Here is a 14,709-nt window from a genome sequence, read left to right as displayed (position 1 = left end):
GTTACTTCCTTCTCAAGGCGTGTTTGAGCAGGTGGATGAGAGGACTGATATTTTGTCGCAAGTTATTTTATTAGATGATAAAAGTGTGATAGAAGCTCTTAGTAAAGTGCAGCCGGGATTGCAAAAGTACCTGCATATTCGTAATTTAATCTACAATGTGGATGTGTCTAAAAGTGCTGAATTTAAACAAGCGTTTAATGGTTTTTATAGAATGCGTCAAAGATCGCAGCTATTTTATGATACCTTTTACCGTTTTATGGAGGAGAATAAATATCAATCTCCAACTTTTGAGCAAGCACTGAATTTTTTATTTAAAGAATTGGATAGAGTAGAAGCTTCTTTTTCAAGTAAACTTGCAGCTACCATCAATCCAGATCATCCGATTATTCGACGAAACATATCCGAATACAGGTTTAGCGAATGTTTAAAAGGTAGATTTTGTTTTGTGGCAGATTCGTGATTAATAACTACGTTAAGTCCTATAGTTCGAGTTGAAAAAGAGGCTGACTATTTAAACAAATGTTTAAAAGTCTTGCCTCTTTTTACTTTAAAGTTCCTCTGATTTTTTATTTTTCTCCAACTTCAACTTCACATCATGTTCCTTTGACAACTTTTCCACTGCATTCTGATAATCTCTCATCATTTTCCGTGGAGTATTCAGCTTTTCATTGGCTTCATTAATTAGACCGCTATCTTGATTTTCGAGGGCTGTTATGATTGTGAGAAACGCACTCGCCTGAATGTTCTCTTTCATTAGCCACCTTCCTCGGAATAGGTTCGGAGGAGCTATTGTCATTACTAAAGTGTATAAAAGATTGTTTATTTTAAGTAGATAGACAAATGAAGATCTCAATTAAGGAATACTATAATATAGAGTAATTTAAAGTAAATTTCTAAATTGATGATTGCTAGTGGTAAAAATGAGGGTTCTAATAAACTCTGATAGATGAGATGAAGTTAAAGTTTAGTTTAAATAGAAGTAGCTAATTTTTAATATTTGGTATCCAATCAAGTGTAAAATCTCGAAAAGCATCTACTGCTTTTGAAATAAATTGAGTTTTTGGAAGAGCTAAAGCAGTTTTACGCATATAGGCTCTATTTAAATGAACAACATGAATTTTATAATGTTTATAAGAGGCGGCTACTCTTGAAGTTAGTAAAGCAACCCCAATATTTTCTTCCACGAGTCCACAAATGGTTTCTACTTGACTACTTTCATAAATGATCTTTGGTTCGAATCCTGCAAGATTACATGCAAGCTTACTAATTTTACGCATTCCAGAATGATAGTTCATAAATAAAAAATTTTCAGTTGCTGCATCGGCTAAATTAATTTTATCACTATTAGCTAGTCGGTGAGACAAGCTTGTAATAAGTACAATTTCATCTTCTAGTAAAAGATGAAATTCTAAATTTTCTTCACTTTTAAGACGATCTGGAGGTGTAAGAAGGGCAACTTCTATTTCAGCTAAGAGCAACCATTCCAGCAAGTCTTCGCTACCACCCTCTCGAATTTCGATATTAATACCGGGATATTTTCGTTGAAAAGATGCAATTAAAGAAGTAAAACCCAATTGACCTATTATTGGAAGAGTCCCTAGAACAATATGACCGCGCTCCAAATCAGTGTATTGCAACATTGTTTTACGTGCCTGTTTAACTTCACTAAGGATACGTTTTGCGTATAAAAGGAATTCTTTACCCGCAGGAGTTAATCGTACAGAACGAGTAGTACGATCGAAGAGGCGGACTTCAAGTTCTTCTTCCAATTTAATTATTTGCTGAGATAAAGATGATTGAGATAAACAAATTTCTTCCGCAGCCTTTGTAAACTGTCTATGGTTAGCAACAGCAACTACATATTCTAATTGATGAATTTCCATAACAAATCAACCTCATTTATTAGTTTCACTTATTAATTCTATCAGAAATATCGATTGTAGTAATTAATAATATTTCATAAAATTAAGAAAAGTTTGAATAATAAGTAAAAAGGAGACGGAAATGACAAAACAAAGAGACATGAAATGTGATGTAGTTGTTGTAGGTGGGGGGTCAGCGGGTGTTGCCGCAGCAATAGGAGCAGCACAGACTGGTGCAGATACAATTTTAATTGAGAAAAACCCTTACTTTGGCGGTGCGGCTACACATAGTTCAGTACTTACATATTGTGGGTTCTTTACTCAAGGAAATCCACCTGAACAAATAGTAGGTGGAGTAGGACAAAAGGTATTAAACAATCTTTCTAAGATAGGAATGTATGATGGTCCAAAGCGGACACCACATACTGGAACGGTTATCGTATTGTTAGATCCTGAAGCAACTAAAATAGCCTTGGATAATTGTATAGCTGAAAATAATGTTAAGCCATTATTACACGTCCAAGTTATAGGTACAAATGTAGAAGATGGGAAGATAAAAGCAATAGAGTGTGTGGATCATTCCGGCCGATTTACAATAGAAGCTGAAGCTTTTATAGACGCTAGTGGAGAAGCAAACTTGACTGCTTTAGCTGGGGGGGAATATATTTGCGGGAATGAAAAAGGAACTTTTCAAGCTGGGACGTTAATGATTCGAATAGGTGGAGTCAGAGAAGAATCAAATGCTCACCCTTTAGAGGTTCAGAAAGCTATTAAACTAGGTAAAGAACATGGGATTGCAGCCCTAACTAAAGAATTAGGAACGATAGTGAGAATGCCGGGATCAAAAGATGTTCTAGCTATATTAGCAGATGAAGGGGTGAATGGATTAGACAGCGTCAGTATGACGAAAGCAGAAATGTCAGCACGTAAACAGGCTTGGGGATATTTAGAAGCATTTAAAAAATATTTACCTGGTTTTGAAAACGCTTACTTAGTGCAGACAGGACCACAGATCGGTATACGGGAGACAAGACATATTGTTGGTGATTATATATTAACTCACAGCGATGTACTAAATGCTAGAAGACATAATGACTCTATAGGAAGGGGAGGATGGCCAATGGAATCTCATTCTGAACCAGGTGCACCAAACGTATGGCAATCAATAGCTAATAATAGTTACTATGATATTCCTTTACGAAGTTTAAAGGTAAGAAATATTAATAATCTTTGGGCCGCAGGCAGAACTATTGCATGTGACCCAGATGCATTTGCTTCAGTAAGAGTTATGGGGACAGCATTTGCGACTGGGCATGCTGCGGGAGTAACTGCTGCCCTATATTGTCAACATGGGTTTGTAGATCCTGTTAGTGTAAGAAATGAGCTGCTTATACAAGATGCAATAATATAATTGAGTAAAAATTTTGAAAACTTTTCTTATTAAAGATATGCTTTTTGTAATAAATTAGGGGCAGGTGAAACAAATTGAAAGTCGTAATAGAAAATCTTTCAAAAACCTTTAGGGACAAAAAAGACAATGAAGTAGTTGCACTGCATGATATTAATTTAGCAATTAATAACGAGGAATTTGTGGCAATTGTAGGACCGAGTGGTTGTGGTAAATCAACATTACTAAATATTGTAGCCGGTCTTATGTCTCCAACTGAGGGCAAGGTTTACTTTGATCATATCGAGACTAGCAAACCCCCATCCGTTTCTGTTGTATTCCAAGAAGCTGGCTTGTTCCCATGGCGTACTGTTTTAGACAATGTAAAGCTAGGTTTGGAAAATAGTGATCTATCAAAAGAAAAAATTGAAAGACGTGTAAATAAGTATATTAATATGGTAGGTCTGCAAGGTTTTGAAAATTCATATCCTCATCAACTTTCTGGTGGTATGAAACAAAGGGTAGGGATTGCCAGAGCTCTTGCAACTAAGCCTGATCTACTACTTATGGATGAACCACTTTCTGCACTTGATGCACAAACAAGACAGATTTTGCAAGAAGAATTATTAAATATCTGGAATGAAGAAAAACATCGTACTATATACGTTACTCACAATATTAATGAAGCTGTTTTCTTAGCTGATAGAGTTGTTGTTCTCTCTCGACGTCCAGGGAAAATTAATAAAATTATAAATATTAATCTTCCAAGAAACGGTCGAGCAGATTCTGAGTATCAAAAGGAAGTGGCAAATTATACACATAGTATTTGGAGCTTAATTCGAGAAGATGCCATGAATGCGTTAAAGGAGAATGCCTAATGATACCTAAATTGAAAGAACTAAATAGCGACATTCAAGCGCAGAAAAGACAAAAAGTCATAATAAAAAACAAAGTTGCATTTTTAGATAAAAATATTTCAAATGTTTATGCTCCATTGGGTGTAATCACAATCCTAGTAGTTTGGCAGATTGTTTCAATGTCCGGCCTAGTAAATGAATTTACTTTACCCTCACCATCTACCATTTTACTTACGGCATGGGAATTAATAAAAGACGGTTCTTTATGGACAGAAATTTCAGCTAGTTTATATCGTCTTGGATGGGGATACTTTTTTGGTTGTATTGCAGGAATAGCAATTGGGATCATATTAGGTTTCTCCAAATTGTCAGAGAAAGTAGGTATGCCCATTGTAAATACTCTATATCCTATTCCAAAAATAGCGATACTGCCTTTAATTATGCTTTGGTTAGGAATTGGGGAAGTCTCCAAGATAACAGTTATAGCTATAGGCGTGTTCTTTCCCGTTGTCTATAACACTTATACAGGGGTAACACAAACACAACGTCTTTTAATAAATGTAGCTGTTACATTTGGAGCGAGTCGTATGGATCTGGTGAAAAAAGTAATTCTACCAAGCTCCTTTCCTATGATGTTATCAGGAATGAGAATCGCAGCAGGAACTGCACTATTAATACTAGTTTCAGCTGAGATGGTAGCTGCCGAGCATGGTATTGGTGCATTTATTCTTCAAAACGCAGATTTACTAATAATTTCAAAGGTAATGGTAGGGGTATTTATACTATGTATTCTAGGTCTTTTATTTAATCAAGGGCTGGCATGGCTTGAGAAAAAATTAATACCTTGGCGGTAATCAAATTATTTTAAGGGGGAAAATACAGTGGCTTATAGGATTAAAAAGCAAGTTATTTTGGCCATAATTTTAGTTTTGGTATTAGTGTTGTCAGCTTGTTCACAAAACATAACAGGTGGTTCTAGTAAAAACGAAACAATGACGGTGAAAATAGGACTATTAAACTCACTTGGTAATTCCTCAATTTACTTAGGAGATGAAAAAGGTATTTTCAAAAAACATGGAATTAAATTAGATTTTAAAGGCTTTCAGTCAGCACAGCCGATTTCGGTTGCAGCCCAAACAGGAGATATAGATGTTGGTTCTACTGCATTTACTGCTGGTTTTTTTAATCTTTTAACCGAAGGTAATTCTCCTTTGCGAATTGTTGCAGATGGAAGCAAGGAATGGCCAGGATATAATGGCAGTGCATTAATGGTAAGTAAAAATGCCTTTGATAACGGTGTTAAAGAAATTAAAGATTTAAAAGGAAAAAAAATTGGGGTTACTCAAAATGGTTCTTCTCTTCATTATATGGCAGGAAGACTTTTAGAGAAGGAAGGATTAAATATTGAAGATGTAACTATTACTCCAATGGGTGGGGTAGGAAACATTGCCGCTGCTTTAGAGAGCAATCAAATTGATGCTGGTGTTCTTCTAAGTACAGCAGTTGCTCCATTAGTAGAAAAGGATAAAGCTAAACTCATAACGTGGGTAGGAGATGAAACAAAAATACAGTTAAGTAGCATGTTCTATTCTAAAAATATGTTAGAGGATGAAGAAAAAGCAAAGCGTTTTTTAGCTGCGTATATTGAGTCTGTTCGATATTATCATGATAACGTTTTAACAGCTAAAGATAAAAATTCATCTGAATATAAGGATGCTATAAAAATTTTAGCTGAACGTACTAAAATTCCAGAAGAAAAAATTCCAAATAATCTCCCTTATATTGATCGTAATGCAGAGCTATGGAAAGAAGACTTAAGAACCTGGTCTAAGTGGTATAACGAAAATGACTTGCTAGAAAAAGAAGTAGATGTAGATAAAGTAGTGGCTACCGATTTATATGATGATGCATTAAAAGTATTAGATAAAAAGTAAGAAGTCAAATATGAGCCAAATCATATGGGTTATACATAAGACTTGGTTCATATCCTTTCTTTATTACATAAAGCGAAATACAGAAAGGGAGGTTATGATGCCGTTTATAAGATTTACAGGATTTAACCGAGAAACCTTAGAGATTTTTGCACCGTCCCTTATTGAAAAAATCGCAACCATTGCAAATATCCAAAAAGATACCATTAAGTTGGAGTTACATAAAACTGAACCACTAACCCAAAGCCCTCCTTCAATTGAAATATTAATTTTCCCAAGAGATCAACAGACATTTGATTCTTTAAGTTCATTAATTTATGAAATATTAAGTAAATATGGTTATACAAATGTACACATTTTTTTTCAATTATTATCTCCGCTTCTCTACTATAAAAATGGTGTATCCATTGATGAATCTATTTACTTTAAAAAGTTTAACAGTTAAAGATTAAGGAGATGCAAAATGAAAAAATTTCTTGTCGTTATCATTAGAAAACCAAACTTTTCAGGCGAGAATTTAAATGCTCATCGAGAATACATTCAAAAGTTAAGAGAGTTAAAAATACTAAATTTAGCAGGTGGTTTTAAAGACCAGACTGGTGGCGCTTATGTGCTGGAGTGTACTTCATTAGAGGAAGCTAGAAATATCATTATTGCTGATCCAATGAATGATCCATCTGAAACTTTGTATGAAATAAAAGAATGGGTTGCTAGCTAATAAACTAATTTGAAAGGAAGAATTTAATGAAACTTCTCACGTTTACTCATAATGGTAAAAGTCGAATTGGTGCAATTGAAAATGAAAAAGTGGTTGATTTGCATGCTGCCTTGGAATTGAAATTTGAAACAGAAGGTAAGCTTCGAGCGGCGCAGTTAGCTGAAGCTTACATACCGGAAGATATGACTGGTTTCTTGCAAGGAGGTAAAGAGAGTTTAGATTTGGCTCAAGAATCGATTTCTTTTGCATTAGAAACTGAAACAGCTGTTCAACTAGTGTTTGACAGAGAAGAAGTCAAGATTGAGGCACCAGTTCCTGCACCTGGCAAGATGATTTGTGTAGGTCATAATTATCGGGAACACATATTGGAGATGAAAAGGGAGTTGCCAGCTTTTCCTGTAGTTTTTGCTAAATTTGCAAACACAGTAATTGGTCCAGAGGATAATATTCCTTTTTATCCAGTCTCAGATCAATTAGATTATGAAGCTGAATTCGCTTTTGTTATAGGAAAGCGTGCAAAAAATGTTACCCAAGCAAATGCTCTTGATTATGTTGCAGGTTATACAATCGTTAATGATATAACATACCGTGATTTACAACGTCGTACTCTTCAGTGGCTGCAAGGTAAATCGATTGACGGTAGTGCTCCGATGGGGCCATGGCTAGTTACTTCAGATGAGTTAGTTGATCCATCTGACCTTGATATCGTTCTAACGGTTAATGGAGAAAATCGTCAAAAATCAAACACAGGGAATCTTGTTTTTTCTGTTCAATACCTGATTGAATTCCTTTCCAAACTCATGACACTTGAACCTGGTGACATCATCCTTACAGGCACACCAGGCGGAGTTGGTGTTGCACGGGATCCACAAATTTTTTTAAAAGATGGGGATTATGTCCGGATTGAAGTGGATAAAGTTGGTGTCCTTGAGAACAAAGTAGTAAAACAATCGATAGGAGTTACAGTTTAATGGCAGATATTCTTCAAGTAAATGCATTAGAGTCAGTTAAAAAAACAATCGATCAAATAGATAATTGTGTAAGGGGGCTCTCAGAAGATAAAATTCGTTGGAAACCGTCGAAGGAAGAATGGAGTATCATGCAGGTGATTGTTCATCTGGGCGAAGCCATTCCATTTTGGGTTCAGGAAATTCGTAATATAAAAATGAATAAAGATTATACATGGGGGAGAGGTTTAACAGATGAAACTCGTGTAAGAGCCATTTCAAAAGAAAAAGTGAATGGTTTATCGGTAGAAGAAATATTAAAAAAACTGTCTCACATACCTTTTTTAGTTGAAGAAACACTGGAATCATTGACAGCTGAAGATTTGGATATAAAAGCTCCAAGCCGTAATCCTCGATTTAAAGAGAAGACGGTGGGTTTTATAGTAGATCATTTGATTGTTGAGCACATTGAAAAACATTATGGACAAATCCAGCGTCTGATTAAAAAGATATCTAATTAATCTTGGAAATGGAATCTAGGCAAAGGGGTAAAAAAATGGCAGAGAAAAATTCATTTTTTGAAAGTAAGATTGTTAAGGAATTTAACCAAGATATTGAACAATATCATCTAGGTCCTTTATGGAATGCGATACCTGACCTAATGAAACATACACCAGAACCGCATGCGCAGGCTTATCTTTGGAAATATGATCTCTTACAAAAAAAATTAATGGAAGCCACACAAATATTTACACCTGACCGTGGTGGGGAACGCAGAGCTATTTACTTACAAAATCCTGGTCTTAATTATAGAAAACCATGGGGCTGGGCATCTACAACTCAAACATTATATGCAGCGGTTCAATTAATATTGCCTGGTGAAATCGCCCCATCACATCGACACGCACAAAATGCAGTTCGATTTGTAATGGAGGGTGAAGGAGCCTACTCCATTGTACAAGGAGAGCGTATTTTTATGGAGCGTGGAGACTTTTTGACCACTCCGAATGGATTATGGCATGGACATGGACACGAAGGGGACAAGCCAATGATGTGGATGGATTGTCTCGACATCCCTACAATTTTTTATCTTGGTGGCACGTTCTTTGAACCTTATCCAGAAAAGATAGAACATCCACATCTTCCTGATAACTATTCTACTCAACGCTATGAAGGGGGCATGGTTCGTCCTATCTCTGACCGTTATTCAAAAAAAATAGGAATCGGATCTTATAAATGGGGAGGTACGGCTGCCGCCATAGATGGATTAAGTAAGTTTGATCCCGACCCCTATGATGGTTATGCTGTTGAATATATTAACCCAACCAATGGAGAAACAGCTTGTCCAACTATAGCTTCTTGGCTGCAAAAATTGCCTGGAGGATTCCATTCCAAAGCACATCGACATACACATGCATCTATTTATCATGTTCATGAGGGTTGTGGATATACAATTATTAACGGTGTTCGATTTGACTGGGAGAAAGGCGATTACTTTGTAATACCAAACTGGGCATGGCACGAACATGTAGCTATAAAAGATAGTTATTTGTTTTCGACTAATGATTTGCCGATTCTTGAAAAGTTTAGTCTTGAACGCAAAGAATCTTACGGAATCGGTAAGGGTTATCAGGAAGTAACTAAGGAATTTAATCCTGTTTTAGTTTGAGCTCGGGATACTAAGTAAAGGAGTGTTATAAATGATAGAAACGAAGAAAGATAACCTCCTCATTGTCGGAGGCGGAATAGGCGGTCTTGCTGCAGCTCTTGGAGCAGCAAAAGCAGGAGTATCATCAGTAGTATTTGAACAGGCATCAAAATTCGGTGAGGTTGGCGCAGGTATTCAACTTGGGCCAAATGCGATGAAAGCACTAGATTACTTTGGGTTACTTAATGAAATTGACAAAGTAGCTGTTTACCCAAAACGATTAGTACTAAAAGATATATATACCGGAAAAGAATTGTCTGTACTAGATTTAGGCGATTCTTTTAAAAAACGCTATGGTTATTCATACACCGTCCTTCATCGTTCTGATCTGCAAAAAATTTTACATGTAGCCTGTCTCAAAACAGGTAGTATCGAACTCTTAAACAATCAGTCCATTCAAGAAGTTAATGAAACAGCAAATAGAGTAACTATTAAAAATCAACATGGTAAATTGTTCAGTGGAAAGGCTTTAATCGGCGCAGATGGTCTAAAATCAAACATACGTAAGGTTTTTAGTGATGATGAACCAATATGTTCAGAATATGTCGCATACCGAGGTACTATTCCAACCTCGGAGATTGAAAATGCAAACATGGAAGATGTAATAATGTGGATTGGACCCAATTTACATCTAGTTCAATATCCAGTTCGACGCAAAGAGCTCTATAATCTTGTAGTTGTTTTTAAGAGCTATAACTATAAAGCTGATTCAGATGATTGGGGCACTCCAGAAGAAATGGAAAAACGGTTTGCAGGGTGTCACCCTCTAGCACATCATGCATTACAATTTATTCAACGTCAAATTCGTTGGCCAATGTACGACCGTTTGCCAATTGATAACTGGACTAAGGGGAATATTACACTTTTAGGAGATGCTGCACATCCTATGCTCCAATATTTAGCGCAAGGTGGATGTCAAGCTCTAGAAGATGCTGCTTACCTTGCTGAGATGTTGGAAACCCAAGCTGGTAACTACCACGATGTTTTCCAGGCTTATCAGGAAAAACGAATTCCCCGTACTGCACAAGTGCAAACTAGTGCACGTTTATGGGGTGAAATTATTCATGCTATAGATCCCATTCCAATTCTATTAAGAGACGCAATTTTTGAACAGAGAACACCAAAAGATTATGAAATTGTAGATTTTCTTTATGCTTCAAAAGGTATAAAATCTAAACTTTATAATTAAATACATTTATGAGGAAAGTGAAAAACCGGAACAATATATAACAAGAGGTGGCCTTTTTATAAAAGGCAACCTTAAAAAAATTAATGATAATCCAAACTAAAAATCCGATATATTCTATAATGAAATTGTTCTTGATAACGTTAAGTCCTATAGTTAAAGTTAAAAAAAGAGGCAGACAGTTTAAACAAATGTTTAAAGTCTCGCCTCTTTTTAATTTAAAGTTCCTCAGATTTCTTGTTCTTCTCCAACTTCACATCATGTTCCTTTGCTAGCTTTTCCACTGCATTCTGATAATCTCTCATCATTTTGCGTGCAGTATTCAGCTTTTCATTTGCTTCATTTATTAGACCACTATCTTGATTTTCGAGGGCTGTAATGATTGTTAGAAACGCACTCGCCTGAATGTTCGCTGCCTCAATGTAATCTTCATGGATCTTCCTTAACTCATCCGTTTCAAGTTTCACAGACTCCAGATCTTCAATGTACTGATTGTAAGCTGGGATAATCTCTACTTTTAATGCATCGTAAAGGGTTTGGTCGTCTGTATAGTTCGGTCCAGTCACATCCTCATATTTCTCCAAGATCTTCGTCTCTTCCTTACCAAGTGACGGCATCTTTTCGTTCACATAATCCAGAAGATCATCCTGCACCGGATCTCCGCAGCCCGAAAGGATGAAAACCAAAAAAAGAAAACTCGCCAAGATGTATTTTTTCATTAGCCACCTCCCTCGAATAGGGTATTCAAGGGAGAAAATGTCCTATTCCAGAAAAAGTTATCGGTACTGATATAAAAGACCTATGAAGAAATACATATTAAAACTGTTTTGCATATTATAAAAACTGGAAATTTACCGATAAATAAATATGGAAAATACATGATTAGGTGATGAACATGAACTGGACAAGTCGCATAACAGAGGGAATAGAAAACTGGTTAACTCTATCCCTTCTAGAGGAACAAGAAAACCTTAAGCCTTATGTACAAGAACTAACAAACATAAAAGAAGATTTACAAGATGAATTAACTGTTATGATCGCGGGTGAATTTAATGCCGGTAAATCTACTTTTATTAATGCGCTTCTAGGAGAACGTGTTGTCGCTGTCGATGTGATACCAGCCACTGCAGTTATCACGAAGTTAACTTATAATACGCATGAAAAAATACTAGCTCATTTTAAAGACAAAACGATTAAAGAATTTGATCGACAATGGCTTAGTCAGCTGACAACAGAGAAACACGGGAAATTTGAATTTATAAGGAAAAATCTTAATTACGTAGAAATACAGTTTTCAAACGACCTTTTAAAATACTTTACTATTGTCGATTCTCCAGGTCTAAATGCCAATCACTTTCATCACACCGAAATTACGGAGGATTTTTTAGGTAGAGCAGATGTTGTTTTGTGGTTATTTCATTATCGTGAAGTAGGCACTACTACTTCATACCAATGGCTTGGAAAATTAAATGCATTAAATATTGAACCTATTGCTATCATAAATGCGATTGATTCCCATAACGATGAACAAGATATTGAAGATTATTATAAAGAAAATAGGCAAAGGCTTAGTAATCAAATTAAGATTACTGACCTGATCGGTGTATCGGCTAAAGAAGCGCTGGAAGGAAAGCTTAATAATGACAAAGAGCTGTTGGACTGGAGCGACTGGTTTAAAATAGATGAATTGTTTCAAGAACTGAGAGAAAAAAGAGTAAAAATAAAAGCTGAAAGAGCATTATCAAAATTAGTACAGCCTTTGAAAAAGATGGATATAGAGTTCATGAGATTGTGGTCAGAATTAAGAATTTCTGATTCAGTAGAGCTTATTAAAAATTTTCAAACCGAACTTCCTTCTTTAGTAAAAGAAAAAGAAAAGACCATTAAAGAATTAGAGATGATCTATAAACAAAATCAAGAGTTAGAGAAAATATTGCCTCCTGAAATAAAAGAACCAAAAAGGAGTTTGGAAGTAGCACAAAACATCCTTTTAAAAGTAGAACCTTTAGAAACAGTAGCATTCTTCAATCAATCTGAGACTGTTTCTCTTATTCAAAATACGATTCCAGATTTGATTCGATCCATTGATCAAAAAACAGTTGAATACAAAGAAGAGTATTTGAATTTAAGGGGAAAAAGAGAAGAACTGGACTATGAGTGGCAAAGATTACAAAATATAAGGTTCTTTAAGCACTTACGACATAAAAAATATGAAAGAAAGCAAATTGATCTAAATATTGATATTCAATACTTACATAATAGAGAAACGGGTTTGAAAAAGTTACATACTAAATTGCTAGACTCCTTTAATAAACTAGACGAATCTTTTGGAGAATTTATAACAGAAGAAACCAATAATCTTATCTTTAAAGAGAAAGAAATCGTCAATCGTTATAAAAGTCATTATCAGTATTTAACTAAGAAGTATGGTGAACTGGACGAGAAGCAATTAGAAGAAATAACCAAGTTTCATCGCACTATTCACTTCTTTGTTAAAGAAGTTCTTTCAAATCTCATAACAAAACAAGAGGATATCGTTGAGTTAGATTCTTACAAGGAATGTCTATACATCGCTCAAAACATTTACGCCATGTTTACAAAGTTTGATGGGATAGAGAATCTATCATATTTAACCTCCTTAAACGAGAAACAAATACATGGAGAAAGGATTATAAACAAAGAGATCAATCCATTCTTACCATCTACGGCGTTTCACAAAGTATCATTGAAAAGTTTAAATCCTTTAAAACATCCAGTTGTTACACATACAAAATTCAGTAAGAATGAAAAGATTTTTGTTTTAAGTGCTTCAGCTCTAATTGGCTTAAGTATTTTTCTTACCGTTCAGGGTAGTGTTTCTAATGAAAATGCAGATGCAGATTACAATGAAAATGTCGTGAGCACTGTAAATGATGAGTATGAGGAAGAAGAGGTTGAAAGTTTAGAAGATGCGAATTCAGCCGTAACATCAATTGAGCAACAAGATTTGAAAGAATTCCTAAATACTGTACATACTGATTTGTATGATTTGAAGGTTCTTCCATGGGAAGGAGTTTTTTCTGAGCAAGCATGGGCAAATTTTGAGTTATTTTACGACGAAACAGCAGCTGCAGAAAGTTATTCGTTTAGCGTTTTTAATATTAAATACGTTGATGATTACACGGCTCTTGTTACAGCAACTGAGAATTATCGAATAGAACAAACGGACCGGATTTATGAAGTTATTTATACGATAAACTTAATAGGATTAGATGAATTAATGATTGAGGATGTTTCTTTTAGTCTTACTGAAGAAGAAGCGATCTCTATTGATGTTGAGGATGGGTTGATAGAAGAGACTCTTCATTCGTTTAGAAATGATTATATGTCTGCTCTAAATAATGAACACTTCGACCTGATTTCTTCCTATTTAAGTCCAACAGGTACAGCGCGAGAAGAGTTGCATAATTATATTAATTCCATTAGTGGAAAGGGTTACACTTTTATGTTTGAGCAATTTAATGTAACTGGGATTGAGAAGATAGGTCCGAATACGTATGTTGCTTCAACAAATGAAGTTTTTGTTTTTTCAGATGCACAAAGTAACAAAACAAAATATGTGAAGACGAAAGAATACATGTTAAGCGCAATCTCACCCAATGAGATCACTATTGAACAGATTAAAGATTTAACTAAAGAAACAGAATCGATTATAGAATCGACTACAGAATTGGTATCAGAAGAAGATGTAAATGAATTTATACAAAATCATTATTATAGGTTAGAAGTAGCTTTTAATGGGTCAGGGTTTCATGTTCTAGCTCCATATTATGATCGTAACGGAACTGAATATGATCAAACAGAAGGTTACATTAGTAATGCCATAGAAAAACAAATGAAAATGAAAAACCTTTATCAAGAAGTACAATCTATTGAAATTGCGGGTCCCAACCACTATCTTGTGAGCTTTTATGTTGAAGATGAATATCGCTACCGTGATGGTTCTGGAGACCGAAAGAAAGTAAGCGTAGATTATCTGCTGAAAGTAACAAATGAAGGCAAGCTTCTGATAGAAAGTATTCAAGACCTAAATATAGTAGAAGAAATAGATTTGACAGAGGGAGAATAAGATGA

General features: G+C 35.3%; 15 protein-coding genes. 12 read left to right on the top strand and 3 right to left on the bottom strand.

Annotated elements, in window-relative coordinates:
- Positions 1-52 precede the first annotated feature (52 nt).
- Positions 53-460 carry a hypothetical protein gene (locus tag ABE41_RS18150; RefSeq protein ID WP_156774314.1) on the top strand — a complete coding sequence of 136 codons (408 nt, stop codon included), beginning with the start codon at positions 53-55 and terminating at the stop codon, positions 458-460.
- Positions 461-547: 87 nt separating this feature from the next.
- Here the strand turns inward: ABE41_RS18150 and ABE41_RS18145 are convergent, their stop codons facing one another.
- On the bottom strand, positions 548-754 hold the full coding sequence (locus ABE41_RS18145) for a hypothetical protein (protein WP_066293431.1): 207 nt from the start codon (positions 752-754) through the stop codon (positions 548-550).
- Between the two features lie 229 nt (positions 755-983).
- Positions 984-1,883: a LysR family transcriptional regulator gene (locus ABE41_RS18140; RefSeq protein ID WP_066293430.1), complete on the bottom strand. Its 900-nt coding sequence runs from the start codon at positions 1,881-1,883 to the stop codon at positions 984-986.
- 121 nt (positions 1,884-2,004) lie between these two features.
- Between ABE41_RS18140 and ABE41_RS18135 the strand changes: the two genes are divergently transcribed.
- The 10 genes from ABE41_RS18135 to ABE41_RS18090 all read left to right on the top strand — a co-directional run bounded on the left by ABE41_RS18135 (position 2,005) and on the right by ABE41_RS18090 (position 10,599).
- The gene (locus tag ABE41_RS18135; RefSeq protein ID WP_066293429.1) at positions 2,005-3,273 is read left to right on the top strand and encodes an FAD-dependent oxidoreductase; all 1,269 of its coding nucleotides are present in this window, start codon (positions 2,005-2,007) and stop codon (positions 3,271-3,273) included.
- Between the two features lie 74 nt (positions 3,274-3,347).
- Positions 3,348-4,127, top strand: coding sequence for an ABC transporter ATP-binding protein (locus tag ABE41_RS18130; RefSeq protein WP_066293427.1), 780 nt, complete (start codon positions 3,348-3,350; stop codon positions 4,125-4,127).
- Complete coding sequence (locus ABE41_RS18125; protein WP_066293424.1) at positions 4,127-4,960, top strand: ABC transporter permease; 834 nt, start codon at positions 4,127-4,129, stop codon at positions 4,958-4,960. The genes ABE41_RS18130 and ABE41_RS18125 overlap by 1 nt, the downstream gene beginning before the upstream one ends.
- Before the next feature lie 27 nt (positions 4,961-4,987).
- Complete coding sequence (locus tag ABE41_RS18120) at positions 4,988-6,040, top strand: ABC transporter substrate-binding protein (protein ID WP_083207875.1); 1,053 nt, start codon at positions 4,988-4,990, stop codon at positions 6,038-6,040.
- A 94-nt stretch (positions 6,041-6,134) separates the two neighbouring features.
- Positions 6,135-6,482 carry a DUF1904 family protein gene (locus ABE41_RS18115; RefSeq protein ID WP_172827375.1) on the top strand — a complete coding sequence of 116 codons (348 nt, stop codon included), beginning with the start codon at positions 6,135-6,137 and terminating at the stop codon, positions 6,480-6,482.
- Positions 6,483-6,500: 18 nt separating this feature from the next.
- Positions 6,501-6,755, top strand: a complete 255-nt coding sequence (locus tag ABE41_RS18110) for a YciI family protein (RefSeq protein ID WP_066293420.1) — start codon at positions 6,501-6,503, stop codon at positions 6,753-6,755.
- Positions 6,756-6,781: 26 nt separating this feature from the next.
- The gene (locus ABE41_RS18105; RefSeq protein ID WP_066293419.1) at positions 6,782-7,726 is read left to right on the top strand and encodes a fumarylacetoacetate hydrolase family protein; all 945 of its coding nucleotides are present in this window, start codon (positions 6,782-6,784) and stop codon (positions 7,724-7,726) included.
- Complete coding sequence (locus tag ABE41_RS18100; protein ID WP_066293417.1) at positions 7,726-8,223, top strand: DinB family protein; 498 nt, start codon at positions 7,726-7,728, stop codon at positions 8,221-8,223. The genes ABE41_RS18105 and ABE41_RS18100 overlap by 1 nt, the downstream gene beginning before the upstream one ends.
- A 35-nt stretch (positions 8,224-8,258) precedes the next feature.
- On the top strand, positions 8,259-9,371 hold the full coding sequence (locus ABE41_RS18095; protein WP_066293412.1) for a cupin domain-containing protein: 1,113 nt from the start codon (positions 8,259-8,261) through the stop codon (positions 9,369-9,371).
- A 31-nt stretch (positions 9,372-9,402) separates the two neighbouring features.
- Positions 9,403-10,599, top strand: a complete 1,197-nt coding sequence (locus ABE41_RS18090; RefSeq protein WP_066293409.1) for an FAD-dependent monooxygenase — start codon at positions 9,403-9,405, stop codon at positions 10,597-10,599.
- A 215-nt stretch (positions 10,600-10,814) separates the two neighbouring features.
- Here ABE41_RS18090 and ABE41_RS18085 read toward each other — a convergent pair whose 3' ends face one another.
- The gene (locus ABE41_RS18085; RefSeq protein WP_066293408.1) at positions 10,815-11,315 is read right to left on the bottom strand and encodes a hypothetical protein; all 501 of its coding nucleotides are present in this window, start codon (positions 11,313-11,315) and stop codon (positions 10,815-10,817) included.
- 176 nt (positions 11,316-11,491) lie between these two features.
- On the opposite strand from ABE41_RS18085, the gene ABE41_RS18080 reads away from it, so the two are divergent.
- Positions 11,492-14,704, top strand: a complete 3,213-nt coding sequence (locus tag ABE41_RS18080; RefSeq protein WP_066293406.1) for a dynamin family protein — start codon at positions 11,492-11,494, stop codon at positions 14,702-14,704.
- Positions 14,705-14,709 lie beyond the last annotated feature (5 nt).

It is taken from the genome of Fictibacillus arsenicus, from assembly GCF_001642935.1.
Lineage (GTDB): Bacteria > Bacillota > Bacilli > Bacillales > Fictibacillaceae > Fictibacillus > Fictibacillus arsenicus_B.
This window is presented reverse-complemented; position numbering and strand designations above follow the sequence as displayed.